Below are 25,360 nucleotides of genomic sequence, written 5' to 3'. Positions count from 1 at the left end.
CTGAACGGTCCCCATGCCGGGCAAGGCGACAACGCCCAACGCGATTGACCGCCTGTCGAATCGCTTCGATCATGGCCGGATGCCTACCCTGTGCCGCTCTCTCCTGCTCGTGCTGCTCTGCCTCGGCAACTTCGCCGCGCATGCCCAGAACAGCAGTCCCCTCCCGGCACCCGCCGCGTCCGCCGCGACCCCGGCGCAGGCACTGGACCAATTGGGCGGCCGCCTCGATTCGGTCAAGGCCGCGCTGAAGGACAAGCAGGCGACTGTGCCGCTCGCCGATTTGCGCAATACCGCCCTCGGCGTGCAGGACCAGGCGCGCCAGCTGGCCGGCAGCCTCACACCGCAGATGGCCGCGTTGCAGGCGCAACTCGCGGTGCTGGGTCCGCCGCCGGCCAAGGGGGCACCGCCGGAAGCCGCCGAGGTTGCCAGCCAGCGCCGGCAACTCGACAAGGCGCAGGCGAACCTCGACGCACAGATCAAGCAGGCACAACTGCTCAACCAGAACGCGCTGCAACTGGCGGCACAGCTCACCGGCCTGCGCAACGACGAGTTCCAGGCGCGACTGGCCTCGCGCACGGCCACGCCATTCAGTGCCGCTTTCTGGGCTGATCCGGCGCGCACCTTCCCCGACGACCTGGCTCGGCTCAAGCGGCTCGGCGCGCGCGCTGCCGCTGCCGGCAGCGAGGCGTGGCAGTCGCCAAACCGGCGACCATTGCTGCTCTGCTTGATCGGCGCGGCGCTCCTGCTCGGCGTGGGCCGCTGGCTGCTGGAACGGCTGCTGCTGCAACTGGCGACCCGGCGCGTTCCGGACGGCCATCTGCGCCGCAGCGCGATGGCCACCGCGGTGGCCTTGACCGCGGTGTTCACCACCGGCCTCGCCGCGCAGCTGGTCTATCTGGGGCTGAACTGGAACGACATTCTTGATACCGACCTCGACACACTGGCCAGTTCCGCCGTGCGTCTGGTGTGCTTTGCCGCCTTTGTCACCGGCCTTGGCCGGGCGCTGCTGTCGGTGCGCCGGCCTTCCTGGCGCCTGCCGCCACTATCCGATCTGGCCGCCCAGCGGCTGCGCCGGATTCCCTGGCTGCTCGGCGCCGCCGCCCTGCTGTTCGGCCTGATCGAGCGGATCAGCCGCACGATCGGCTCCAGCCTGCCGGCGACGGTGGCCACGCGCGGCCTGATGGCACTCGTGGTCAGCGGCCTGATCGGCGTGGCGTGGCTTCGCCTGCGCGGCGCGCGGCGGCAACGGGCTGCCGACGGCGAGGTGGAACATCGTCCGCTGTGGGTCGGCCTGCTCGGAGCCGCGGCGGTACTCGGCGTGCTGGCCAGCTGGCTGGGCGTGGCGCTGGGTTATATCGCCCTGGCATTTTTCGTGGCGGTGCAGATGCTGTGGATCGGCGTGATCGTGGCCAGCGCCTACCTGCTGTTCCACCTGCTGAACGATTTGATCCATACCCTGCTTTCCTCGCACGGGCGTGGCGGACGGCGGCTGCAGGCCACCTTCCAATTGGCGCCGCACACGCTGGATCAGGCCGCAACCCTGTTCGCCGGCCTGACCCGGATCCTGCTGACCCTGCTGGCACTGGCCACGGTACTCACACCGTTCGGTGCGGGCCCGGGCGATTTGCTGGCCAGCGCCAGTCGCACGTTCAGCAGCCTGAAACTGGGCGACCTCCCGATCGACCCCGGCAGCATCTTCACCGCAGCGGCCGTGATGGTGATCGGCATCCTGCTGCTGCGCATGCTCAAGCGCTGGCTGCGCGAACAACTGCTGCCGAAGTCCACGATGGAAGCCGGCATGCAGGATTCCATCGTCACCCTGCTCGGTTACCTCGGCGGCCTGCTGGTGCTGGTGCTCACGCTGGCCGCGCTGCACGTGAACCTGACCAGCATCACCTGGATCGTCAGCGCGCTGTCGGTCGGCATCGGTTTCGGCCTGCAGGCGATCGTGCAGAACTTCATCTCCGGGCTGATCCTCTTGGTCGAGCGGCCGGTGAAGGTGGGCGACTGGGTCAGCCTGGGCACGGTCGAGGGCGACATCCGCCGGATCAACGTGCGCGCCACCGAAATCCAGCTGTGGGATCGTTCCACCGTGATCGTGCCGAACTCGCAGCTGATCACCGAGAACGTTCGCAACGTGACCCAGGCCAATGCGCTCGGGCGCGTGCAGGTCAAGCTGCCGATGCCGCTGGACACCGATGCCGGCAAGGTGCACACCCTGGTGCTGGACGTGCTGAACGCACATCCCGGCACCCTGGCCGCGCCCGCTCCCTACGTGCAACTGGCGAACCTCGACGACGGCGCGATGACGTTCAACTGCGTGGCCTACGTCAACAGTCCACGGGACGCCAGCGGCGTGAAGAGCGATCTGCTGTTCGAGATCCTGGAGCGTCTGCGCGCAGCGCGCCTGCCGCTGATCCGCGCGCAGTTGGTCCGCACCCTGCCGCCACTGGCCGAGCACGACGAACGCACCGGCTGAACCGCCGCGCTGGACTGCAACCCTCCACCCCGACTGCGGCTACTGCGACCAGGCCCATCTGACCCATGAGTTCCGCGAGTTCGCCGGCGTTACGCCGATGGCATTCATGGCCGTGCGCGGGCCGTATCCGAATCATCTGCCGCTGGATTGATCGACGGAAATCTAAAAGACCACGCCGCGCTGCAGGGCTAATCTGGCGCCCTACTCACTCAAGGAGACCGCCATGTCGAAGACTGCTGGCAGCACGATCATCCCCTGCCTGCGCTATCGCGACGCGCACGCGGCGATCGAGTGGTTGTGCAAGGCATTCGGCTTCACCAGGAACGCCGTCCACGAAAACGATCGCGGCGAAGTCGAGCACGCGCAGCTGGTCTACGGCAACGGCATGATCATGCTGGGTGGCGTACGCCATGACGACTTCGGCAGGCATATCGCCCAGCCCGACGAGATCGGCGGCCGCGAAACGCAATGTGCCTGCGTGATCGTGTCGGACTGCAAGGCGCATTACGACCAGGCCTGCGCTACCGGCGCGGTGATCGTCAACGAATATTCGGAAAAGGACTACGGCGGCGCCGGCTACAGCTGCCGCGATCCGGAAGGCCATCTGTGGTATTTCGGCAGTTACGACCCCTGGTACATCGACTAGAAAAAGCGAGGCCGGCTTGCGCCGGCCTCGTGGTCATCACATACAGCGCGATGGGTTACGGAGTGCAGACCTTGCCATGCTCCGGGTGCGCGCCCTTCGCCTTGGCGTCCGCCTCGCTCATGTACTCGCCATGTTTCGTCTTGCCGTACCACTTGTCGGTGGAGCAGTGATAGACCTTGCCATTGACCCAGACCATGCCCGGTCCGCCGCCGGCTGCGGCGTTGGCGGCCGGGGCCGGCATCATGTGGTGCGACTTCATGGCGGTATTCGCCGCAGGCGCGGCCGCAGCAGCGGGCGCAGCTGCCATGGGTGCCGCGGCAGCTGCCGGCGCCGCGGCGGCCGCCGGCGCGCTGGCGGCGGCGTACCACTCCTTCACTCCCTTGTGCCCGCGGCAGGCACCCCGCTTGCTCGCCGTGCTGGTGTAACTGCCATCCTTGCACTGGCCGGTCGAACCGGCAGGTGCGGATGCCTGTTGCGCATAAGCGGCCGAACCCAGGAACAGGCCAGCCAGTGCCACTGCAGCCAAGATCGATGATTTCATTGCGGACTCCCTCCAGGACGAATTCGTGATGCACCCAGGCATCGGTGACGACGGATGCCTGCCGCGCAACTATGCCGCAAAATCATGTTCGCAAGAGACTGCCGATCGGTCGCGTTCATCCGGCAGACGGCCGTTCCGAAGGAACTTGCGAAACCGCCGCGCGACCGACTCAAGGCGCAGCCGCCGCAGGCGCGCGCAAGGTCGAACCCGGACGCGCCACCGCATACATCTGCCAGCTGATCTGCTTGAGCAGGCCATGCCGGTCCTTGCCGATCCGGTAAAGGTCGGAGTGGGTGCGGTCCGGCAGGAAGCGGATGTCAGACCTCGCGCCGAGACCGTCGAGCACTGCCTTCAGCTTGTGCGCGGCGCCATCAAGGTAGAACGTGTCGGCGGTACCCACGTAGAGATGGATCTTGCCGTCCAGGTCGGCCTTCAATTCCGGCCACTCATGCTGCAGGCGCCAGGCGATGTCGTAGTGATCACGCCAGTACGTCACCACCGCCGGGTCGACATCGCCGGTGTCGCGATCAAACATCGGCTCGGGCCGGCCATCCTCGCCACGCGGCGAGAACACCCATTCGAATGAAGCCAGCTGGCCGCCGTAGCTGCCCAGCACCCGTTCAAGCTTCGCAAACTGTTCGAACGTGCCGAGCACCTTGGCGTGATCCCGCACCAGCGGATAGGCCGAGCCGTCCGGCCGGTGGTAGACATTGGCATGCGGCGCGTACAGATCGATGCCGGTGAAATCATGGAAGTCACCGGGATCGGGCGAGGTCGACCAGGTGCCGCCGAAAATCTTCGGATAACGCGTCTGCAGCCACAGCGTGGCCCAGCCACCGGAGGAGTGCCCCTGCAGGAAGCGCCCGCTCGACCGGGCGTCCATCCGGTAGCTGGCTTCGAGATGCGGGATCAGCTCGGTGGTCAGCGCGTGCCCCCATGGTCCGTTGTTCACCGAGTCGGCGAACTCGTGTGTACCGGTCGGGCCGGACTCATCGAGGAACACCCATATCATCGGCGGCATTTCACCCTGCGCCATCGCCGTGTAGACGTTGCTCATGGTGCCGATCACACGATCGTTGTTGCCGCCAAAACCCTGGGTGTAATACACCACCGGCCAGGTCTTCTTCGAATCCGCGTGGTAATCCGGCGGCAACAGCACGCGACCACGCATGTGGATCGTGCGCCCCCAGAATGCGCCGAGCGACGGGCTGTCGAAATCGATCAGCCGGGCGTGCTGGCGCACCGCCGGCAGGGCCTTGCGCTGTGCCTCCGGCGTCCGCTCACTCAGGGCCCAGGGATCGTGTGCAGGCAGCACCCGCTCCAGGCTCAACGTGGGAATCGACGACGCCGGCAGATGCATCTTCACCACCGCGCTGATCAGGTCGCCCGCACCGCGGCCGCCGTAGTTGTAGTCGTGATCGACATCCAGCACCGCTTGCACGTAGTAATCGCCCGGCGGCAAGCTTGACCAGGCCGTCGGAAATGCCAGGCGGTCGGTATCGATATCCACTTCCTGCCCTGGCATCCAGCGACTTATCTCGCGAGCGGCGACGCTGGTCTCGGTAGCCCGGAACGGGTTGGCATCGACCTCTTCGACCACACTGCTCTTGCCCTTCGATTCGGCCATGGCCGCCGCTTCCGCGGTTTTCGCATCGATAGCGAAGAGCAGCAGGCGGCCCGAGGTCGGCTGCGCGCTGGCGGCACCGAGCCGGACGTGGAAGAAGCCGTGTTCGGTGGCGTTCTGGACGCGTGCCTGGGCAACACCTGCCAACAGGCCGAATGACAGCAGGATCGCTGTCAGATGACGACGGTAACCCATGATTTTCCCCTTGGACGTGGTGCAACAGACGTTGCGGCAAGTTCTCAATGCTTCGACACGGGTGGATGCTCATTCGCCACCGGCACCAGCCGCAGGTCCTGGAAATCGAAACTGAAATCGGTCAGCGGCGAGATCGGCTGCATGCGCATCTCGCGGATATGGCCGTCCATGTCCAGCGCGAAATCGACGAAGGCATCGGCATCCAGCGAGCGGTCGTCCCAGCGCACGGTGAAGCTGTCGTGCTGCCACGGCGTCAGCGTGCCGATCAACTGCTTCGTCTTGCTGAAACGCAGGCGCAACTTGCCGTGCTCGCTGGTGATCACGACATCGCCGTACCACGGGTCGCGATAGGTGCCGGCATAGTCGGCCAGCGGCAGCGAGGGCTTGCTGCGTGGATCGCGTGCCTGTTCATGCTTCGCCACGCTGTCGTCCGCCTTGGCTTCGGCCTGTTGCACCGCCTTCTGGTAGACCGCGACCCAATCGGTCTTGTGCGACGGGTTCAGATACGCATCCAGCACGCGGTAAGTGACGGCATTGAACGCCGCACCGGATTGCTGGTTGGTCAGCACCACCACGCCCAGGTGCAGTTTCGGCACCATCGTCACGCGCGACACGAAACCCGGCCAGCCGCCGGTATGCCAGGCCAGTTTCTGGCCCATGTAGTCGCTCAGGAACCAGCCCTCGCCGTAGCCGTAAAAATCCGGGGTCAGCTGAGCCAGTTCCGGAATCGACGCCGGCTTGATCGGGATCGGCGTCAGCATCGACCACATCTCGTGGTGGCTCTTTGCGGAGAACACACGCTGCGGTTTGCCGTCGGCATCTTTCGTGGGCAACGCGCCGCCAGCCAGTTGCACGTTCATCCACTTCGCCAGGTCGTGCACGCTGGCATAGATCCCGCCAGCACCCGGATCGTTGAGCCAGGCCATCGGCGGCACCGGCTCGACGTCCTTGAAATCGTAAGGCGCATGGCCGGTGGCCACGTCCATGCCGGGTTTGAGGTAGGTCATGTCGATCAGCGACTCGTCCATGCCGACCGGCTTGAACAGGTGCTCGCGCACGTAATCGGCATAGCGCTGGCCGGACGCCTGCTCGATGACCAGGGTGGCCACCGCGAACAGGATGTTGTCGTAGGCGTAGTGGCTGCGGAAGCCGTTCTTCAGCGGCACTTTCGCCAGCCGCTCGACCACCTCCTTCGTGGTGTACGAGGTCGGCGGCCAGTACAGCAGGTCGCCCGCGCCCAGGCTCAGCCCGCTGCGGTGCGCCAGCAGGTCGCGGATGCGCATCTCGTGCGTCACGTAGGGATCGGACATGCGGAACCACGGCAGGTGATCGATCACCCGGTCGTCCATCTTCAGCTTGCCCGCCTCGGCCAGCTGCTGCAGCGCTGCCGCGGTGAACGCCTTGGTGTTGGAGGCGATCGCGAACAGGGTATGCGCGTCGACCCGATCCGGCTTGCCCAGTTCGCGTACGCCGAAGCCCTGCTCCATCACCACCTTGCCGTCCTTGACGATGGCCACCGCGATGCCGGGCACCTTGAACGTACTCAGGGTATCGGCCATGTAGGCATCGAAATCCTGCAATTGCGCCGGCATCAGCGGCCGCACGAGGTCGCCGGTCGACACCGGCGGCGGCAGGCGCCGCGGCGCCGGTGCCTGCGCCAACGTGGCGGTGGCAACCATCAGCAGCGCACAGCAGCCTGCCAGCCGCACGGAAAGCGGGCGCACGGAAAGGATTCGCTGATGCATCGGAACTCCCCTTGACGACAATCCCCCAACTATCGCGGCAAACCACCGGCAAGGCCAGCGCTGGAAGTCATGCACGCGGAGCGCTCGACGCGACGCCCGCCTGCATCGATCATGCTTGACCTCAACGACGCTGCGAGAGCGGGAGCCCGGATGAACCCCATGGTGGAATGGATCGCTGCCCACGCCCTGCTGCTGTGGGCATTGCTGCTGATGCTGGCGCTGCTGGGTGGCGACCTCGCCTGGCAACACAATGCACGCTGGCAACGCCGCGCGGTCCGGCTCGGGCACGCGTCGACAGTGCTTCGCTGGCAGGTCGGCGTGTTGCTGCTGCTGGCGCTGGCCTTGTTCTTCGCCGCGATCGCCCTGGCGATATTCGGTCGGCAGCCAAGCGCCCTGGCGGGCTTTGATGCCAGCCTGGCCGAAGGCCTGCGCGATCAATTGCCACTGCCGGTGCTGCGCGTGATCGCGGTGATCACCGATCTGGGCGACAAGCTGTGGGTGACCGCGGTCGCGTCCCTGATGCTGCTGATGCTGCTGCTGCGCCGGCACTGGCAGCTGGCGCTGGCCTGGGCGGTGGCCCTGCTCGGCATCCTGCCGGTCAATGGCGGCCTCAAGATGCTGTTCCAGCGGACGCGCCCACTGCACGATCACGGCTTCATCATCGAGCCGGGCTGGAGTTTCCCCAGTGGGCATGCGTTCGGCTCGGTGGTGTTCTACGGCATGCTCGCCTATGTGCTGCTGCGCCTGTCGCCACGCTTCCATCGCACCATCATCGCCGCCGCGGTGCTGCTGATCGGCGTGGTCGGCATCAGCCGGATCCTGCTGCAGGTGCACTATTTCAGCGACGTGCTGGCCGGATACACCGCCGGCGCGGCGTGGCTGGTGCTGTGCATCGGGGCTGCTGAAATCCTGCGCGACCCGACGACGAGGCTATCGCCATGAACGACCTGTTTGCCGCCGCTCCCAGTGATGGCCCGCGAATCCGCGTTGGCATCGGCGGCTGGACCTACGCGCCATGGCGCAACAACTTCTATCCCGAAAAGCTGGTGCAGCGGCGCGAACTGGAATACGCCAGCCGGCAACTGCGCACGATCGAGATCAACGGCACGTTCTACGGTGCGCAGAAACCCGCCACCTACGCAAAGTGGGCGGCGGAGACGCCCAGTGGTTTCGTGTTCTCGCTGAAGGCACCCCGTTATATCACCGAAGGCAAACGGCTGGCCGATACCGGCAACGGCGTCAGCGGCTTCGTGCACGGCGGGCTGGCCGAGATGGGCGACCGGCTGGGTCCGATCCTGTGGCAACTGCCGCCGTCGCGGCCATTCGACGCCGACGACCTGGGTGCCTTCCTCGACGGTCTGCCGCGCGAGTTGAACGGTCGCCCGTTGCGACATGTGCTGGAAGTACGCCATCCCAGCTTCCTCGACGAACACTATGTGGACCTGGCCCGCGCGCACCGCGTGCCCACCGTGTTCACCGATTCGCCCGACTATCCGTCGCTGGCCGACCTCACCGGTGATTTCACCTATGCGCGGCTGATGCGCAGCGCCGACGGGATTGCCAGCGGCTATGCGCCGGAGGCACTGGATCACTGGGCCCAGCACGCACGCGGCTGGGCCGCGGGCAACGATATCGGCGAGCTGCCGCATGCGGCCGCACTGCAACCGGCAAGCCGGCTGCGCGACGTGTTCGTGTTCTTCATCAGCGCCGCCAAGCATCGCAACCCGGCAGCGGCAATGGCACTGCAGTCACGCGTCGATGGCAGCCGCTGAACGCAATACGCTGCTGCTCACGCCTCAACCCATGCAGAACGCGTTGAGCTTGTTGCCTTCGAGATCGCGGAAATAACCCGCGTAGAAACCGTCGCCGCGCTCGCCCGGCGCACCCTCGTCGCTGCCGCCCAGTGCGAGTGCCTTGGCGTGCGCCCGATCCACCTTGTCGCGACTGTTCATCACCAGCGCCACCATGACGCCGTTGCCGACGCTGGCAGGCTGGCCGTCGAACGGCTTGATCATGACCAGGCTGGGCTTGTCGAAGGAGATGCCCCAGAAAATGTAGCGCTCGCTTTCCATCAGGCGCCTGGCGCCAAGTTCGGCGAACAGCGCGTCGTAGAACGCCGACGCGCGCGGCATGTCGTTGGTGCCCAGGGTGACGTAGCCGATCATGGCGATCTCCTGTGTGGTGGGTGGATGGCAGCACGCCAGCTGCCTGCAATCCCGGCTCGCTTTCATCTGCCGGTATATCGACGGGCACGGCCTGCATTAAGCTCGACACCGGTCCCACACCGGCCCCTCCGCATGCGTCGACTCAATCCGCTGATCCTGCTCGCTGCCCTGGTGGTTGCCATGGTGCTGTGGCGGCAGCACACGCCCTCGCCTGCCGGCCCGGCGAATCACGCCGCAACCACAAGCATCAGCGACGGCACGGCCGCAGCACTACCCGCCTTCCTGCCGCCGGAGGCACATGCCACGCTGGACCTGATCGCCAGCGGCGGCCCGTTCCCGCACAGCCAGGACGGGGTGGTATTCGGCAACTATGAACACCTGCTGCCGGAGCAGCCGCGCGGCTACTATCACGAATACACGGTGGAGACGCCCGGCGCGAGCACGCGCGGCACGCGGCGCATCATCACCGGCGGCACGCCGCCCGAGACCTATTACTACACCGACGACCACTACCACAGCTTCCGCAGCTTCAAGATCGGCCGATGAGCGCGCGCGGCCTCGATCCGGACCTGACCCGGCCGACCCAGAGCGGCGTGTATTTCGTCGGCGCCCACGATCTCGATCGCCTGGCCAGAACCGCCCGGCAGCACGAACTGCATGTTTGCCGCACCGACCTGACCGGCTGCCACGACAAGGACGAATTGCTGCGGCGTCTTGCGCTATCGCTGCCCTTGCCGGCCTCGTTCGGCCACAACTGGGACGCGCTGGCCGACTGCCTGCGCGACCTGCGCTGGATTCCGGCCTGGGGCCATGTGCTGCTATTCGAGCATGCCGACGAACTGCGCCAGGCTGCAGAGGCCGACTACAACATCCTGCTCGGCATTCTCGACGACGCGGCGACGTTCGGTGCCGAGCACGAGGTGCCGTGGTTCGCCTTCCTCACCCTGCCCGATGACGCGTTCGACCGCCGTCACGCCCCGGCCGTGTCACCCTGAGCAACCCCAGACCTCCGGAACACCATGCAAACCATCGAATTCGAACTGGAAGGCGACTACGTCGAGCTCAACATGCTGCTGAAGCTGGTGGGGCTGTGCGACAGCGGCGGTGCCGGCAAGGCGATCGTCGCCACCGGCGCGGTGTCCGTGGACGGCCAGATCGAGCTGCGCAAGACGTGCAAGATCCACGCGGGCCAGGTGGCCACGATCGACGACGTGGAGATCCGCGTGCTGGCCGATTCGGAAGGTCTGGCAGATGGCCGCCCCCAGGCACGTTGATTGCGTCTTACGGCAGGGCCGCCAACCGTCGGTCGATATCAGCACCGGCGGGAATGCGCAGCAGGAACTCCTGCTCGACCACATGACGCAGCTCTGAAACGTCACGCAAATTGCGACGTTCCGGCTCGCATCCAGTTCGTCGCACCGTGAACTCCCGATTGAACAGGCCGAGGCGACGATCCGCCGTCGTGCGCCCCAGCATCAGGTTGCTCACGAAGCGTGATGCGGGATGCGTCGATACGTAGTGATTGGCCACCACGTAGTCGACCAGTGGCGTCGGTTGAAGATCGAAGCGGTACAGCGTGCGCCACGACCCGTGCGCCAGCGACTGCATGCGCCACTCGGCGTCGTGCCGGAGCAGCCGGAACGGTTCATGCCCGGTGGCCTGTTCGATGTCCGGTTGAAGGCGCAGCGCCCCGGTGAGCACATGGCCACCGAAGCCGACGTCGACCAGCCAGCCCTCGCCGGCCAGGTCGACGCGCAGCAACATGTGGGTCTGCGGCGTGATCGCATCTTCCGGATGTCCCCACAGCACCCGGGCGATCAAGCCCGTGACCGCGAAGCCGATCTGCCGCAGCACCGCCTCGAATAGCAGGTTCTGCTCGAAGCAGTAGCCGCCGCGACCCTGCTGCACCAGCTTCTGCTGCAGCGCGGCCAGATCCAGCTCCACCGGCAGACCCATCAGCGGGTTGAGGTTGGCGAACGGGATGGCAGCGACGTGCGCCATGGCCAGGCCGCGCAGGGTTGCCAGGTCGACCGCTACCGCACCATGCCAGCCGATGCGGTGCAGATAGGCATCCAGATCAATTCTGTCAGGCACACGATTCTCCAGATGGTCCGCGGACATGGTAGCCGCAGGTAACCGTGGATGGCCCGGCGGCGAATGACCCGATGAGCGCGCTTCGGCGCGCGTGCATCCATTCCCGCTATTTCAACGTAATCTGTCATGCATGCCGCGGGCTCGTGCATGCCCATCCCCAGCGAGGCTACCCATGATTCGCTACCGTGCATTCCGAATTTTTCCGCTGGCCGGCGCCGTCCTGCTGGCCGGTCTCGCCGCCTGCCAACCGGTGGCGACGGCCACCGAAGTCACCCGATTGCCGGCGCCGGCCGTCGATGCCGCACCAATCTCCGCCGGGCATGACCAGGTGGCCGTGCTCGCCGGCGGCTGCTTCTGGGGGATCGAGGCGGTGTTCGAGCACGTCAAGGGCGTGCGCAAGGTCACCGCCGGCTATTCCGGTGGCGCCGCCGACACCGCGCACTACGAGATGGTCGGTAGCGGCACCACCGGCCATGCCGAATCGGTGGAAGTGGAATTCGACCCTGCGCAGGTGAGCTACGGCACCCTGTTGCAGGTGTTCTTCTCGGTGGCATTGAATCCCACCGAACTGAACCGGCAAGGTCCGGACAGCGGCACGCAATACCGCTCGGTGATTTTCTACGGCAACGCGCAGCAGCAGAAGATCGCCACGGACTACATCGCCCAGCTGACCCGGGCCAAAGCCTTCAGCGCGCCGATCGTGACCCAGGTCGTGCCGCTGCAGGCGTTCTACCCGGCCGAGGCCTACCACCAGCACTACTACGACCTGCATCCGGACAACCCCTACATCGTGTTCAACGATGCGCCCAAGGTGGCGCACCTGCAGAAGCTGTTCCCCGCGCTCTATCAACCCGAGCAGCAGTTTGTCGAGGTGCAGCTGCACTGAAATGCCCCCGGGTTGCGTGGGCCGACGCGGCCCCCATGTCGGGAGCTTCGCGTCCTGTCGCGCTTCCTGACATCCTCCCCACTTGCCGCCTCACGCAACCCCTCCACCGTCCGCTTCGAGCGATCTCACGCGCAGCTTCCTGGGCGTGTTTCGCTACAGCGGGCGTGCGCTGGAACTGGTCTGGAGCACCAGCCGCGCGCTGACCGTCGCGCTGGCCCTGCTTACCCTGGTCGCCGGCCTGCTGCCGGCCGGCGTGGCGTATGTCGGGGCACATATCGTCGATGCGGTGGTCGGTGCCAGCCGCCAGTGGGCCGCCAATGGACAGGCGCCGCTGCGGCCGGTATTCGAGTGGGTCGCGCTGGAAGGCGTGCTGGTGGCAGCAGTCGCCGGCGCGCAACGCGGGCTCTCGTTGTGCCAGTCGTTGCTGCGTGCGCTGCTCGGCCAGCGCGTCAACGTGATGATCCTGGAGAAGGCGCTGACCCTGGAGCTGGCGCACTTCGAGGATTCGGAGTTCTACGACAAGCTCACCCGCGCGCGACGCGAGGCGTCGACCCGGCCGCTGTCGCTGGTGACGCGCACGTTCGGGTTGGGCCAGAACGCGATCTCGCTGGTCAGCTACGGCAGCCTGCTGTTCCAGTTCTCGCCATGGGCGGTGGCGGTGCTGTTGCTGGCCGGCCTGCCCTCGTTTTTCGCCGAGACGAAATTCTCCGGTGACGCGTTCCGCCTGTTCCGCTGGCGTTCGCCGGAAACGCGCATGCAGCTGTACCTGGAAACCGTGCTGGCGCGCGAGGACCACGCCAAGGAAGTGAAGCTGTTCGGCCTCGGGCCGCTGCTGCTACAGCGCTATCGCGACATCTTCCATACCTTGTACGGCGCCGACCGCGAGCTGGCGATCCGCCGCGACAGCTGGGGCTTCGGGCTGGGCCTGCTCGGCACCATCACTCTGTACGGTGCCTACGCCTGGATCGCCGCCAGCACGGTGTTCGCACGCATCACGCTGGGCCAGATGACGATGTACCTGGCGCTGTTCCGCCAGGGCCAGTCGGCGGTGTCCGCGATGCTGTCGGCGATCGGTGGCATGTACGAGGACAACCTGTACCTGTCCACCCTGTATGAATACCTGGAAACGCCGGTACCGCCCGCGACGGGAACAATGCAGCGTGGCGCCAGGCCCGACGACGGCGTCCGCTTCGAGCAGGTCAGCTTCACCTACCCCGGCGCCAGCGAGCCGGCGCTGCACGACATCGACCTGCACATCCGCCCCGGCGAATCGCTGGCCCTGGTCGGCCAGAACGGTTCGGGCAAGACCACCCTGATCAAGCTGCTCACGCGCCTGTACACGCCCGACAGCGGCCGCATCCTGCTCGACGGCACCGACCTGCGCGAGTGGGACGAAGCCATGCTGCTGCAGCGCATCGGCGTGATCTTCCAGGACTTCGCGCGCTACCAGATGCGCGTGGGCGAAAACGTGGGTGCCGGCGACGTCACCCACTTCGAGGACGAAGCGCGCTGGCGCGAGGCCAGCGACAAGGGCATGGCCAGCGACTTCATCGACAGCCTGCCGGCCGGCTTCGAGACGCAACTGGGCAAGTGGTTCAACGACGGCCGCGAACTGTCAGGCGGCCAGTGGCAGAAGATCGCGCTGGCCCGCGCCTTCATGCGCTCGCGCGCCGACATCCTGGTGCTGGACGAACCCACCGCCGCGATGGACGCGCAGGCCGAGGCCAGCATCTTCGAACACTTCCGCGAACTCTCCGGCGGCCGCATCGCGATCCTGATCTCGCACCGCTTCTCCACCGTGCGCATGGCCGACCAGATCATCGTGATCCAGGACGGCCGCATCATCGAACGCGGCAACCATGAGCAGTTGATGGCCGAAGATGGACACTACGCGCATCTGTTTTCGCTGCAGGCGCAGGGGTATCGGTGATCCTTGATGCCGTTCGGGCTGAGCATAGCGCCGCGGGCGCGCAGTCGAAGCTCCTGGGGCCCTTCGACTTCGTCGCTGCGCGACTGCGCTCAGGGAGAACGATAGAGAATACCCGGCCCGCCGGCTTGACCCTGCCCGCCCCCGCGCCCCATGCTTCGCGTCTTGTCTGGATCGAAACACACGCATGAGCAGTCGCTACAACGCCGTCGATATCGAAGTCCTCTCCGGCCTGGATCCGGTCAAGCGCCGGCCCGGCATGTACACGGACACCAGCCGGCCGAACCATCTGGTGCAGGAGGTGGTGGACAATTCGGTGGACGAGGCGCTGGCCGGTTACGCGACGTCGATCGAGGTGATCCTGCACCCGGACGGCTCGGTCTCGGTGAGCGACGACGGCCGCGGCATGCCGGTGGACATCCATCCCGAGGAAGGCGTCTCCGGCGTCGAGCTGATCATGACCCGGCTGCACGCGGGCGGTAAGTTCAGCGGCAAGAACTACAGCTTTTCCGGCGGCCTGCACGGCGTGGGCGTGTCGGTGGTCAACGCCTTGTCCGATCGCGTCGAGGTCACCATTCGCCGCGACGGCTCGGAATACGCGATGGCGTTCGAGCACGGCGACAAGGTCAGCCCGCTGGAAGTGATCGGCACGGTCGGCAGGAAGCGCACCGGCACCACCCTGCATTTCTGGCCCGAGGCGAAATACTTCGACTCGCCGAAGATCTCGCTGGGCAAGCTCAAGCATCTGCTGCGCGCCAAGGCGGTGCTGTGCGCCGGCCTCAACATGAAGCTGACCGACGAGGCCAGCGGCGAAGTCGTCGAGTGGCATTACGAGGACGGCCTGCGCGACTACCTGCGCGGCGAACTCGACGGCAACGAGGTGTTGCCGAACGAACTGTTCGTGCACCAGATGGCGCGCGATGCCGAAGGCATGGAGGTCGCGCTGGCGTGGCTGCCCGAAGGCGAACTGGTGCAGGAAAGCTACGTCAACCTGATTCCCACCGCGCAGGGCGGCACCCACGTCAACGGCCTGCGCACCGGCCTGACCACCGCGATCCGCGAGTTCTGCGACATCCGCAACCTGCTGCCGCGCGGCGTGAAGCTGGCGCCGGAAGACGTGTGGGAGCGGCTCGCCTTCGTGCTGTCGGCGCGGCTGCAGGATCCGCAGTTCGCGGGCCAGACCAAGGAGCGGCTGTCCTCGCGCCAGGCCGCCGGACTGATCGAGAACGTCATCCACGATGCCTTCAGCCTGTGGCTGAACCAGAACGTGGGCGCCGGCGAGCGCATCGCGCAACTGGCGATCGAGCGGGCCAGTGCGCGGCTGAAGGCCGCCAAGCAGATCGTCCGCAAGAAGATCACCCAGGGTCCGCAGCTACCGGGCAAGCTGGCCGACTGCACCGCCACCGATCTGACCCGCACCGAACTGTTCCTGGTCGAGGGCGATTCGGCCGGCGGCAGCGCCAAGCAGGCGCGCGACAAGGAGTTCCAGGCGATCCTGCCGCTACGCGGCAAGATCCTCAACACCTGGGAAGTCGAATCGACCTCGGTGCTCGCCTCCGAGGAAGTGCACAACCTCGCCGTGGCGATCGGTTGCGACCCCGGCAAGGACGACCTCTCCGGGCTGCGCTACGGCAAGGTGATCATCCTCGCCGACGCCGATTCCGATGGCCTGCACATCGCCACCTTGCTGGCGGCGCTGTTCCTGCGCCACTTCCCGACGCTGGTCAGCGAAGGTCACGTATTCGTGGCGATGCCGCCGCTGTTCCGCGTCGACGTCGGCAAGCAGGTGTTCTACTGCCTCGACGAGGGCGAGAAGGAAGCGATGCTGCAGCGGATCGAGCGCGAAAAGATCAAGGGCGCGGTCAGCACCACCCGCTTCAAGGGCCTGGGCGAAATGAACCCGCCGCAGCTGCGCGAATCCACCATCCATCCCGATACACGCCGCCTGGTGCAGCTCACCGTCGGCGACGACGACGGCACCGCCAGGCTGATGGACATGCTGCTGGCGAAGAAGCGCGCAGGCGACCGCAAGGCGTGGCTGGAAGAGAAAGGCGACCTCGCCACGCTCGAGGTCTGAGGCTCGCGCGTCTTCGCGGGGGATTCACTTCACTGAATCCCGAACAGCGACGTTGCATCCATGTCGATGCCTGCCGCGTACCTCAAGGTGTCTCCAATCCGCGAAGCGAAAAATCCCGGAGAGCATGCATGGAGACTCATTCCCGCATGCGCACCCCAACAAGGGCCACCTGCCACGTCGTGGCCGGCCGGCTGACCACGCGCCACCTGGCCGCCAGGGTTGCCGCCGGCGGCGGCAAGGCGATGCTGAAAACTGTGGAAGGCGACTCGATCACGGTGCGCAAGGATGGCGATACTTGGGCCATCACCGACGACAAGGGCAACACCGCCCATGTGACCATCGGTGACGTGATGCAGTCCAACGGCGTGATCCACGTGATCGACAAGGTGCTGATGCCGTAACCCGTCCCGCGCCGCAAACTGCCAGCCGCCCCGACTCCCTCATCGGGGCGGCTTTTTTTGCGGCAGCGGCGGCGCTATGGTGCTGGTTACTTTCCCACGGGTAATTGCACATGGCCTTGCTGCCACCACTCGACCTGCAACGCTGGATCGACGAACACCGCCATCTGCTGAAACCGCCGGTGGGCAACAAGTGCATCGTCGACGGTGACTTCATCATCATGATCGTCGGCGGCCCGAATGCGCGCACCGACTATCACTACGACGAAGGCCCCGAGTTCTTCTACCAGCTCGAAGGCGAGATCACGCTTAAGGTGCAGGACGACGGTGTCGCGCGCGACATCTCGCTGCGCGCCGGCGAGATCTTCTACCTGCCGCCGCGCGTGCCGCACTCGCCCAACCGCGCCGCCGGTTCGATCGGCCTGGTGATCGAGCGCCACCGCGTCGCCGGCGAGAAAGACGGTCTGATGTGGTTCTGCGAGCAGTGCAACCACAAGCTGTACGAGGAATACTTCACGCTCGACAGCATCGAGCGCGATTTCCCGCCGGTGTTCGAACGCTTCTACCGTTCGCACGAGGCACGCACCTGCGACGCCTGCGGCCACCTTCATCCAGCGCCCGAAAAGTACGCGTAGGAGCCCGCTAGCGGGCGATGCCTCCCCGAAGCCCGAAGCCCGAAGCCCGAAGCCCGCAAAAGAAAACATCGCCCGCCAGCGGGCTCCTACAATTGCGCAAGCCACTTTCGCGCCATTCGTCGCAGCGACGCGTCGAGAGTTTCGTCGCAAGCCACGTCGACAACCGGTCGCCATGCCAACGCGTGCGATTCGGCGTTGACAACGTACGACTCGTCCGCCCCGGCACGTACCACGTAACGCACGTCGTAATGCCAGTGCCGCGGCTCGCTCGTGCGCGCAGGACTGCGTTCGCCTGGAGCGAACGCGAACGGCAAAGCCGGCCCACCAGGGTGGGACACAGGGATGTGGCCCATGATGGCATGACGATCGATATCGAAGATGCCGCCTTCGACTTGCAGGTTCTGCATGCCGGTTTCCTCTTGCGCCTCGCGCAAGGCAACCCGCGCAAGATCGGCATCGCCATCGGCATGACCGCCAGGTTGAAGCCAGCGGTCGAGCTTGCGGTGGTGCATCAGCAACACGCGCGTGCCGTCGCCACTGACCAGCCACGCCGAACCGGTGAAGTGACCGGCCTGGTTGCTGCGCTCGAATGCATCCGCATGCGTACGCAGGAAAACCTCGAACTGCGCAACCGTCGCGGCTTCCCCCTGCCATTGGTCACGGTAGCGCCGGAATGCCTCGATCATGATGACGGCGGGCTTTGACATGGACTTCCGATGAAGTGGTTTGAAACCGGCCGCGACATGTTTCGCCGCAACATGAATGAAGCTTGTACATCCTTTGCTGCATGGGATATGTTGGCCCGCCATTACCGGGCTCGTCCATCCATCCGCCGCAGAGCGGTTGCGAGCAGAAAAAATCACCTGAGGGGAACTCGATGACAAAAGGTCTTTTTGCCACTCACGCCATCGAGGCGATGCCTCACATAGATGCTGGCGAACCCGTCGAGGGCAGCGGCACCGGTGAAATAACTCTGAAGCGCGTGCTGACCGCGCGTCACCTGATCATGCTGGGCATCGGTGCCGTGATCGGCGCCGGCATTTTCGTCCTCACCGGCACGGCCGCCGCGCAGTTCGCCGGGCCTGCCCTGGTGATCAGCTTCCTGATGGCGGGTTTCGCCTGCGCACTGGCCGGCCTGTGCTACGCCGAGTTCGCCGCCATGCTGCCGGTATCCGGCAGCGCGTATTCCTATTCGTATGCCACGCTGGGCGAAGTGGTCGCCTGGTTCGTCGGCTGGAACCTGGTGCTGGAATACCTGTTCGCGGCATCGACCGTGGCGGTGGGCTGGTCGGGCTACTTCAACGAAATGCTGCGCATGGTCAGCGGCTGGATCGGCATCAACATCTCGCTGCCGGCCGCGCTGTCCTCCGCACCGCTGACCTTCGACGCCAGCGGCCACCACATCATTGCCACCGGCACCCTGATCAACCTGCCGGCGGTGGCGATCGTGGCGGCGATCAGCTGGCTGTGCTACCGCGGCATCACGCAGTCGGCCACGGTCAACGCGATCATCGTGGCGATCAAGGTGATCGTGATCCTGCTGTTCCTGGCGGTGACCTTTCACTACCTCAACCCGAGCCTGTGGCACCCGTTCATCCCCGAGAACGAAGGCGGCTTCAAATACGGCTGGAGCGGCGTGATCCGCGCGGCCACCCTGGTGTTCTTCGCCTACATCGGTTTCGACGCGGTATCGACCGCGGCCGGCGAAGCGAAGAATCCGCAACGCGACATGCCGATCGGCATTCTCGGCTCGCTGATCATCTGCACCGCGCTGTACATCGCCATGGCGGCTGCGCTGACCGGTTTGGCGCCGTACACCCAGCTCAACACACCCGAACCGGTGGCGACCGCACTCAACTACGTGCTGGGCACGGTGGCCGCGGGCAGCAGCGCCAGCCACATCCTCGGTACGCTGAAGATCCTGGTGGTGTTCGCCGCGCTGGCGGGTCTGAGTTCGGTGGTGCTGGTAATGCTGATGGGCCAGCCGCGCATCTTCTATTCGATGTCGCGCGACGGCCTGCTGCCCAAGCTGCTGGGCAAGGTGCACCCGAAACACCGTACACCCTACGTGGGCACCATCATCGTCGGCGTGATCGCCTCGGTGCTGGCCGGCCTGTTCCCCGTGGACGTGCTGGGCGACCTGGTGTCGATGGGCACCTTGCTGGCCTTCACCACCGTGTGCATCGGCGTGCTGGTACTGCGTCATACCCGTCCTGATCTGCCGCGCGCGTTCCGCGTGCCATTCGTCTGGATCGTCTGCCCGCTCGGCGCGGCCGCCTGCCTGTTCCTGTTCTGGCAGGCGTTCGTGACCCGCTGGTGGCTGATCCTGGGCTGGACCGCGATCGGCTTCCTGATCTACGGCTTCTACGGCTACCGCAACAGCAAGCTGCGCCAGAACGCCAACTGACCTCTCCGCGGCCGACGCCTCCAGCGCCGGCCGCGGTGTTTCAGAACCATCCGGCGCTCCCACGCCCTGCCTTCCAAGACTTTCAGCCCATGCTCAAGCAGTTGCTCGCGCGCAAGACCGATTTCAGCAACGACGACAGTGCCCACGGCCCCGGCCTGCGCCGCACACTGGGCCCCTGGGGGATTACCGCGCTGGGCATCGGTGCGGTCATCGGCACCGGCATCTTCGTGGTCACCGGCACGGCCGCAGCCGAGCATGCCGGCCCGGCGGTGCTGATCTCCTTCGTCATTGCCGCCATCTGCAGCGGATTCAGTGCGCTCTGCTACGCCGAGTTCGCCACCCTGATCCCGATCTCCGGCAGTTCCTATTCTTACGCCTACGCTTCGCTGGGTGAGCTGGCGGCATGGTTCATCGGCTGGAACATGGTCGCCGAATACGGCATCTCGGCCTCGGCAGTGGCGGCCAGCTGGACCGGCTACTTCACCAGTCTGCTCGACCACATGGGCCTGCACCTTCCGATTGCCCTGACCGAGGCACCGCTGGCCTTCACCAATGGCCACCTGGTGACCACCGGCCATCTGTTCAACCTGCCTGCGGTCGCCATCGTGCTGGCGCTGACCTGGCTGTGCTACATCGGCATCCGCGAGTCCTCGGGCCTGAATGCCTTGATGGTGCTGGTCAAGGTCGGCCTGATCATCATCGTAGTCGTCGCCGGCTACCGCTACGTGAACCCGGCGAACTGGCACCCGTTCATTCCCGAACCGCAGGGCGACGGCAAGTACGGCTGGTCCGGCATCATGCGTGGCGCGGCGATGGTGTTTTTCGCCTACATCGGCTTCGAGGCCACCTCCACTGCGGCGCAGGAATGCAAGAGCCCGCAGCGCGACCTGCCGTTCGGCATTCTCGTGTCGCTGGTGATCTGCACCGTGCTCTACCTGGCGATGGCCGCCGTCCTGACCGGACTGGTGCCGTACACGATGCTGGATACCTCCGAGCCCGTGGTCACTGCGGTGGCGGCCATCCCGCAGCTGGGCTGGCTGCGCCTGATCGTGGAAATCGGCGCGATGATCGGCCTGTCCTCGGTGATCCTGGTGATGATCATCGCGCAGCCACGCATCTTCATGATCATGGCGCGTGACGGCATGTTGCCGCGGGTGTTCGGCAAGGTGCATCCGCGCTACCGCACGCCGCACATCAACACCCTGATCACCGGCGGCATGATCGCCCTGCTCGCCGCGGTGTTCCCGCTCGACCTGCTGGCCAACCTCACCTCGATGGGCACCCTGATCGCCTTTTCGGCGGTATGCGGTGGCGTGCTGATCCTGCGTCACACCATGCCGGAGCTGCCGCGCACGTTCCGCGTGCCGTGGGTCTGGTTCACCTGCCTGGCCGGCGTGGCAAGCTGCTTCGCCCTGCTTTTCAGCCTGGACTGGTTCAACTGGGCCATCCTGGGGATCTGGACCCTGCTCGGGTTCGCGATCTACTTTCTCTACAGCCGCCGGCACAGCTTGCTGCGCCAGACCGCCCACGAAGGCTCGGTCACGAAATTTCGCTGAAAATCGTCGAAATTCCGTCATATTGGCTAAACTTCAGACAGATGAGCCGAACAAGCCAACTTGGCTGGAAGAGTCACATCTTGCGGACTTACTTGTAAAATCAATGTTATATATTTGATTTTAAAGGATTTTATTCCAGACTTCTGGAGAATCCTCACGCAGGGGGTCGCCCATTCGTCGATCGCGGGAGTATGATCCCCAGTCCGAGGTATATCACTTGGCAGTGGGCCCCGGATCGCGGCCCGGTGCGTCAGGCAAGCAGCTCCTCAGCCTGATGTCACCGGGCCGCACTTTGTCCGGATTCCGGTGTGCTCGTCGACGCTCGACCACGCTCGACCCGGTCACACCAGCGCCTGCCGAAACATCCGCGCCATCCTCCGTCGCACAAATGAAAAAGGCCGGCGAAATCGCCGGCCTCCGTGCTGTCGAATACTGCGATCAGGCTTTCTTCGGCGAGTGCGATACGCACCAACCCTTGGCGTTCACGGATTTCCCGGGGAACAGCTGACAAGGCCCGCGCCCGGTCGGGCCACCGGAGTAGAACTGGCAATTGGTGCAGTCGTCGCCGGCCTTGTGCTTCGGGTTGGCCGACTTGGTATTGTCTTCCACGTAATCCAGCGCCTTGGCGGTCGGATCGGCATCGCTGAGCGCCGGCAGGTCGGCGGCACGCGCAAAACGCGGCAGACCACCCATCACCACCGCCACTGCCGTCGTGCCCGCAGCTACCTTCAGGAATCGGCGACGCGATTCGATATCTTTATCGTTCGACATGGACAAGCCTCCATCGTTTCCGCCCGGCACACCCTGCACCAGATCCATGGCGATGGTACGCCTGCGGGCGCAATATTTCCTGACTTGCGAGAATGGCTCTCATTCCAGCGGAAGTGCCCGCTGCCGCATGTTATCATCGCCCTTCATTTGGACGTCCAAACCGCATGAGCCAGACCCTGCCCGACACGATATCCGTCAGCGTGTTCAACGGCTGCGCCGACTGCATCGCGCGGACGGCTGGAGAGCTGGCAGCCCGCGGCTGGACCCCGGCAACCAGCAGCAATTTCTCGATGCGCGTCGATGCGACTCACGCCGCCATCACGGTCTCCGGGCGCGACAAGGGGAAGCTCGGCCGCGACGACATCATGCTGATCGACATGGATGGCCATGGCGTCGGCACCGAAGCACGACCCAGCGCGGAAACCGCGCTGCACACTCATGTCTACCGGCGCTGGCCAGAAGCTGGCGCGGTCCTGCATACCCATTCGCGCACGCAGAGCGTGGCCTCGCGGCTGTTCGCCGCCGAAGGCGTGATCCGCCTGCAGGGATGGGAACTGCAGAAGGCGATCAGCGGCCACGACACGCATGAAAGCGTGCTGGAAATCCCGGTGTTTCCGAACACCCAGCACATCCCCGAACTGGTCGCCCGGGTCGATGCGTGGCTGGACGCGGGCAAGCCGCTGCACGCCTACCTGATCGATGGCCACGGCATCTACACCTGGGGCCGCGACATGGCCGAGACCGAGCGCCACCTGGAGGCGCTGGAGTTCCTGCTCGGCTGCGAACTGGACCTGAGAAAGTTGAGGGCATCATGAGCCGCCTGCGCATCTTCGACGAAAACGAACCGCAAACCGCGCGCCTCACGCTCGGCGAGCACGCGGCGATCGCTGCCGAACTGGGCAAGGTCGGTATCCGCTTCGAGCAATGGCAGGCCAGCCAGCCGATCGTGCCGGGCGCCAGCCAGGACGAAGTGATCGCCGCTTACCGCAGCGACATCGACCGGTTGATGAAAGAAAAGGGTTACCAGGCCGTCGACGTGATCAGCCTGGCGCCCGACCACCCCGACCGCGCCACGCTGCGCCAGAAATTCCTCAGCGAGCACACCCACAGCGAGGACGAGGTGCGCTTCTTCGTCGCCGGCTCCGGCCAGTTCACCCTGCACATCGACGGCAAGGTCTACGACATCCTGTGCGAACAGGGCGACCTGATCGGCGTGCCGGACGGCACCCGCCACTGGTTCGACATGAGCGAATCGCCCAGTTTCGTGGCGATCCGCCTGTTCACCAACAAGGAAGGCTGGGTCGCCAGCTTCACCGGAGACGACATCGCCACGCGCTTCCCGCGCATGGCACCGGCGATACGGAATTCGTAGGAGCCCGCTCGCGGGCGATGCTCTTGCTCTGATGACGTACCAAAATGGATCAAATCGACAGCATCGCCCGCGAGCGGGCTCCTACACTCAGGACGACAGCCGCCATGATCGAAATCCGTGCCATCGTCACCGACATCGAGGGCACCACCAGCTCGATCAGCTTCGTCCGCGACGTGCTGTTTCCGTACGCGCGCAAGCGCCTGCCCGCCTTCGTCGAAACCCACGGCGACCGGCCCGAGGTGCAGCACTGGCTGCATGAAGCCGCGCGGGAAGCCAACCTGGTCGAAGCCAGTCGCCAGGAAATCATCGAGCTGCTGCTGCAATGGATCGACCAGGATCGCAAGTCCACGGCGCTGAAGGCACTGCAGGGCATGATCTGGAAGGATGGCTACGAAGCAGGCAGCTATCGCGCCCACATGTACCCGGAAGTCGCCGCCCGACTGCGACACTGGCGTGCCGAAGGGCTGCGTCTGTACGTCTACTCATCCGGCTCGGTGGCGGCCCAGCAGTTGTTCTTCCGCCATGGCGAGGCCGGCGACCTGACACCGTTGTTCGCCGGCTATTTCGATACCGAAACAGGCCCCAAACGCGAGGCTGAATCCTACCGCCGCATCGCCGAGGCAATCGACGAGCAACCCCGGCACCTGTTGTTCCTGTCCGACATCGTGGAAGAGCTCGACGCCGCGCAGGCTGCCGGCTTCCATACCGGCTGGCTGGTGCGCGAACCGCAGGCACTGCCGGTGTCGCCACGCCATCCGGTTTATCGCGATTTCGACGCCATCCACGTTTCCGCCTGACGCGGGAGCCCCGCCATGCGCACCGTCCTGACCATCCTGCTGGCCTTCGCCGCCGGCATCCTGCTGATGCTGTGGATGCCGGATCGCCCGCACACGACCAACCTCGCGGCGCCGGCGGTCGCAACTGTGCCCGTCGCCTCCGCCACGGTGCCACCGCAAGCTTCCAGCGTAGTCGCCAATGACAACGCCCAGGCCGACGACGACTGGCCGGACGCGGGCCCGACCCCGGAACAAGTGATGTACGCACAACCCCGGATGGTGAGAAGCGCACTGAGCCAGCTCACTCCACGCGTATCCGGCAAGCCGAACCTGTACCTGCTCGCCTTCGCCGGCGATGGCGGTGAAGACGTCTTCCGCAACGAAGCCGAATACGCCGCACAAATGTTCACCCAACGGTTCGGCGCCACCGCGCATGCCCTGGTACTGGAAAACAATCCGGCCACGCTCGCCACGCAACCACTTGCCGACTGGAGCAACCTGGATGCCGCGCTCGGCGGCCTCGACAAGATCATGCAGCCCGATCAGGACATCCTGCTGCTGTACGTCACCAGCCACGGCAGCGAGGACCATACCTTGCTGGTGGACATGGACCCGCTGCCGCTGGACCAGATCGGCGCGCAGGATCTGGCCGGCATCCTGTCCATGCATCGTTTCAAGTGGAAGGTACTGGTGATCAACGCCTGCTACTCCGGCGGTTTCGTGCCCCCGCTGCGCGGCCCCGGCACCCTGGTGCTCACCGCCGCCCGCAGCGACCGCAGTTCATTCGGCTGCGGCAGCGAATCCGACATCACCTACTTCGGCCACGCCTGGCTGGTCGACGCCCTGAACCACACCGACAACTTCGTCGACGCCTTCAAGCAGGCCCGCGGCGAAATCGCCAAGTGGGAGCAGCAGGACAAACTGACCCCGTCCGAGCCGCAGATCGATATCGGCAGCGGCATCGAGGATCAGCTGGCGCGGTGGCGCCATGGAATCAGGATCGGGCCTGCCGTGCCATTCAAACCGGCGGCGCCCGCATCGTCCGGCACCGCGTCAGTACCCTGAC

At 65.5% G+C, this 25,360-nt stretch carries 25 protein-coding genes; 18 read left to right on the top strand and 7 right to left on the bottom strand.

All coding sequences use genetic code 11. The features are described 5' to 3' along the window. Window positions 1-79: 79 nt before the first annotated feature. Window positions 80-2,479 carry a DUF3772 domain-containing protein gene (locus B0E47_RS00355; RefSeq protein ID WP_077511475.1) on the top strand — a complete coding sequence of 800 codons (2,400 nt, stop codon included), beginning with the start codon at window positions 80-82 and terminating at the stop codon, window positions 2,477-2,479. 223 nt (window positions 2,480-2,702) lie between these two features. Then, window positions 2,703-3,125: a VOC family protein gene (locus tag B0E47_RS00350; RefSeq protein ID WP_077511348.1), complete on the top strand. Its 423-nt coding sequence runs from the start codon at window positions 2,703-2,705 to the stop codon at window positions 3,123-3,125. A 55-nt stretch (window positions 3,126-3,180) separates the two neighbouring features. Here B0E47_RS00350 and B0E47_RS00345 read toward each other — a convergent pair whose 3' ends face one another. The 3 genes from B0E47_RS00345 to B0E47_RS00335 form a co-directional block, all read right to left on the bottom strand. After that, the gene (locus tag B0E47_RS00345) at window positions 3,181-3,666 is read right to left on the bottom strand and encodes a DUF3761 domain-containing protein (protein WP_077511346.1); all 486 of its coding nucleotides are present in this window, start codon (window positions 3,664-3,666) and stop codon (window positions 3,181-3,183) included. A gap of 169 nt (window positions 3,667-3,835) precedes the next feature. Continuing rightward, window positions 3,836-5,485, bottom strand: coding sequence for an alpha/beta hydrolase-fold protein (locus tag B0E47_RS00340; protein ID WP_077511344.1), 1,650 nt, complete (start codon window positions 5,483-5,485; stop codon window positions 3,836-3,838). A gap of 44 nt (window positions 5,486-5,529) precedes the next feature. Continuing rightward, on the bottom strand, window positions 5,530-7,230 hold the full coding sequence (locus tag B0E47_RS00335; protein ID WP_077511342.1) for a serine hydrolase: 1,701 nt from the start codon (window positions 7,228-7,230) through the stop codon (window positions 5,530-5,532). Window positions 7,231-7,380: 150 nt separating this feature from the next. Between B0E47_RS00335 and B0E47_RS00330 the strand changes: the two genes are divergently transcribed. Continuing rightward, window positions 7,381-8,172 carry a phosphatase PAP2 family protein gene (locus B0E47_RS00330; RefSeq protein ID WP_077511340.1) on the top strand — a complete coding sequence of 264 codons (792 nt, stop codon included), beginning with the start codon at window positions 7,381-7,383 and terminating at the stop codon, window positions 8,170-8,172. Then, window positions 8,169-9,002 (top strand): DUF72 domain-containing protein, encoded by an 834-nt coding sequence (locus B0E47_RS00325; RefSeq protein WP_077511338.1) that lies wholly within the window; start codon window positions 8,169-8,171, stop codon window positions 9,000-9,002. The genes B0E47_RS00330 and B0E47_RS00325 overlap by 4 nt, the downstream gene beginning before the upstream one ends. A gap of 24 nt (window positions 9,003-9,026) precedes the next feature. On the opposite strand, the gene B0E47_RS00320 is transcribed toward B0E47_RS00325, so the two are convergent. Further along, window positions 9,027-9,395: a VOC family protein gene (locus tag B0E47_RS00320; RefSeq protein WP_077511336.1), complete on the bottom strand. Its 369-nt coding sequence runs from the start codon at window positions 9,393-9,395 to the stop codon at window positions 9,027-9,029. 132 nt (window positions 9,396-9,527) lie between these two features. On the opposite strand from B0E47_RS00320, the gene B0E47_RS00315 reads away from it, so the two are divergent. Genes B0E47_RS00315 through B0E47_RS00305 form a run of 3 tightly spaced genes read left to right on the top strand, consistent with a single transcriptional unit; the run spans window position 9,528 to window position 10,669 of the window. Beyond that, window positions 9,528-9,941, top strand: coding sequence for a ribonuclease (locus B0E47_RS00315; protein WP_077511334.1), 414 nt, complete (start codon window positions 9,528-9,530; stop codon window positions 9,939-9,941). Continuing rightward, window positions 9,938-10,390, top strand: coding sequence for a barstar family protein (locus B0E47_RS00310; RefSeq protein WP_077511332.1), 453 nt, complete (start codon window positions 9,938-9,940; stop codon window positions 10,388-10,390). Before B0E47_RS00315 ends, B0E47_RS00310 begins: the two co-directional genes overlap by 4 nt. A gap of 24 nt (window positions 10,391-10,414) precedes the next feature. Further along, window positions 10,415-10,669, top strand: coding sequence for an RNA-binding S4 domain-containing protein (locus tag B0E47_RS00305; protein WP_077511330.1), 255 nt, complete (start codon window positions 10,415-10,417; stop codon window positions 10,667-10,669). 7 nt (window positions 10,670-10,676) lie between these two features. Here the strand turns inward: B0E47_RS00305 and B0E47_RS00300 are convergent, their stop codons facing one another. Then, the gene (locus tag B0E47_RS00300) at window positions 10,677-11,489 is read right to left on the bottom strand and encodes an arylamine N-acetyltransferase (protein WP_139351284.1); all 813 of its coding nucleotides are present in this window, start codon (window positions 11,487-11,489) and stop codon (window positions 10,677-10,679) included. Between the two features lie 172 nt (window positions 11,490-11,661). Here B0E47_RS00300 and msrA point away from each other — a divergent pair, with 172 nt between their 5' ends. The 5 genes from msrA to B0E47_RS00275 all read left to right on the top strand — a co-directional run bounded on the left by msrA (window position 11,662) and on the right by B0E47_RS00275 (window position 17,412). Next, on the top strand, window positions 11,662-12,375 hold the full coding sequence (msrA, locus tag B0E47_RS00295) for a peptide-methionine (S)-S-oxide reductase MsrA (protein ID WP_077511326.1): 714 nt from the start codon (window positions 11,662-11,664) through the stop codon (window positions 12,373-12,375). A 145-nt stretch (window positions 12,376-12,520) separates the two neighbouring features. Continuing rightward, window positions 12,521-14,305, top strand: a complete 1,785-nt coding sequence (locus tag B0E47_RS00290) for an ABC transporter ATP-binding protein (RefSeq protein WP_077511324.1) — start codon at window positions 12,521-12,523, stop codon at window positions 14,303-14,305. Between the two features lie 184 nt (window positions 14,306-14,489). Then, window positions 14,490-16,379, top strand: coding sequence for a DNA topoisomerase IV subunit B (parE, locus tag B0E47_RS00285; protein WP_077511322.1), 1,890 nt, complete (start codon window positions 14,490-14,492; stop codon window positions 16,377-16,379). A gap of 128 nt (window positions 16,380-16,507) precedes the next feature. Further along, the gene (locus tag B0E47_RS16655) at window positions 16,508-16,780 is read left to right on the top strand and encodes a fasciclin domain-containing protein (RefSeq protein ID WP_254422753.1); all 273 of its coding nucleotides are present in this window, start codon (window positions 16,508-16,510) and stop codon (window positions 16,778-16,780) included. Window positions 16,781-16,890: 110 nt separating this feature from the next. Further along, window positions 16,891-17,412 (top strand): 3-hydroxyanthranilate 3,4-dioxygenase, encoded by a 522-nt coding sequence (locus B0E47_RS00275; RefSeq protein ID WP_077511320.1) that lies wholly within the window; start codon window positions 16,891-16,893, stop codon window positions 17,410-17,412. 86 nt (window positions 17,413-17,498) lie between these two features. Here B0E47_RS00275 and B0E47_RS00270 read toward each other — a convergent pair whose 3' ends face one another. After that, entirely contained in the window at window positions 17,499-18,119 is a 621-nt protein-coding gene (locus tag B0E47_RS00270) for an NUDIX hydrolase (RefSeq protein ID WP_174566932.1), read from the bottom strand. A 170-nt stretch (window positions 18,120-18,289) separates the two neighbouring features. On the opposite strand from B0E47_RS00270, the gene B0E47_RS00265 reads away from it, so the two are divergent. Then, window positions 18,290-19,819: an amino acid permease gene (locus tag B0E47_RS00265; RefSeq protein WP_077511318.1), complete on the top strand. Its 1,530-nt coding sequence runs from the start codon at window positions 18,290-18,292 to the stop codon at window positions 19,817-19,819. An 89-nt stretch (window positions 19,820-19,908) separates the two neighbouring features. After that, a complete protein-coding gene (locus B0E47_RS00260) occupies window positions 19,909-21,375 on the top strand; it encodes an amino acid permease (RefSeq protein ID WP_077511316.1) in 1,467 nt (488 codons plus the stop codon). Window positions 21,376-21,813: 438 nt separating this feature from the next. Here B0E47_RS00260 and B0E47_RS00255 read toward each other — a convergent pair whose 3' ends face one another. Continuing rightward, a complete protein-coding gene (locus B0E47_RS00255; protein WP_077511469.1) occupies window positions 21,814-22,146 on the bottom strand; it encodes a high-potential iron-sulfur protein in 333 nt (110 codons plus the stop codon). Window positions 22,147-22,310: 164 nt separating this feature from the next. Between B0E47_RS00255 and B0E47_RS00250 the strand changes: the two genes are divergently transcribed. The 4 genes from B0E47_RS00250 (at window position 22,311) to B0E47_RS00235 (ending at window position 25,359) form a co-directional block, all read left to right on the top strand. Then, entirely contained in the window at window positions 22,311-22,961 is a 651-nt protein-coding gene (locus B0E47_RS00250; protein ID WP_077511314.1) for a methylthioribulose 1-phosphate dehydratase, read from the top strand. Continuing rightward, window positions 22,958-23,518, top strand: a complete 561-nt coding sequence (locus tag B0E47_RS00245) for an acireductone dioxygenase (protein WP_077511312.1) — start codon at window positions 22,958-22,960, stop codon at window positions 23,516-23,518. The genes B0E47_RS00250 and B0E47_RS00245 overlap by 4 nt, the downstream gene beginning before the upstream one ends. A 104-nt stretch (window positions 23,519-23,622) precedes the next feature. Further along, the gene (mtnC, locus tag B0E47_RS00240; protein ID WP_077511310.1) at window positions 23,623-24,315 is read left to right on the top strand and encodes an acireductone synthase; all 693 of its coding nucleotides are present in this window, start codon (window positions 23,623-23,625) and stop codon (window positions 24,313-24,315) included. Window positions 24,316-24,330: 15 nt separating this feature from the next. Further along, window positions 24,331-25,359: a C13 family peptidase gene (locus B0E47_RS00235; RefSeq protein WP_077511308.1), complete on the top strand. Its 1,029-nt coding sequence runs from the start codon at window positions 24,331-24,333 to the stop codon at window positions 25,357-25,359. Window position 25,360: the final 1 nt, after the last annotated feature.

The sequence above is a fragment of the Rhodanobacter sp. B05 genome, from assembly GCF_002001085.1.
Classification (GTDB): Bacteria; Pseudomonadota; Gammaproteobacteria; order Xanthomonadales; family Rhodanobacteraceae; genus Rhodanobacter.
Note: the sequence above shows the minus strand (reverse complement) of the source record. Positions and strands in the feature narration are given on the sequence as shown.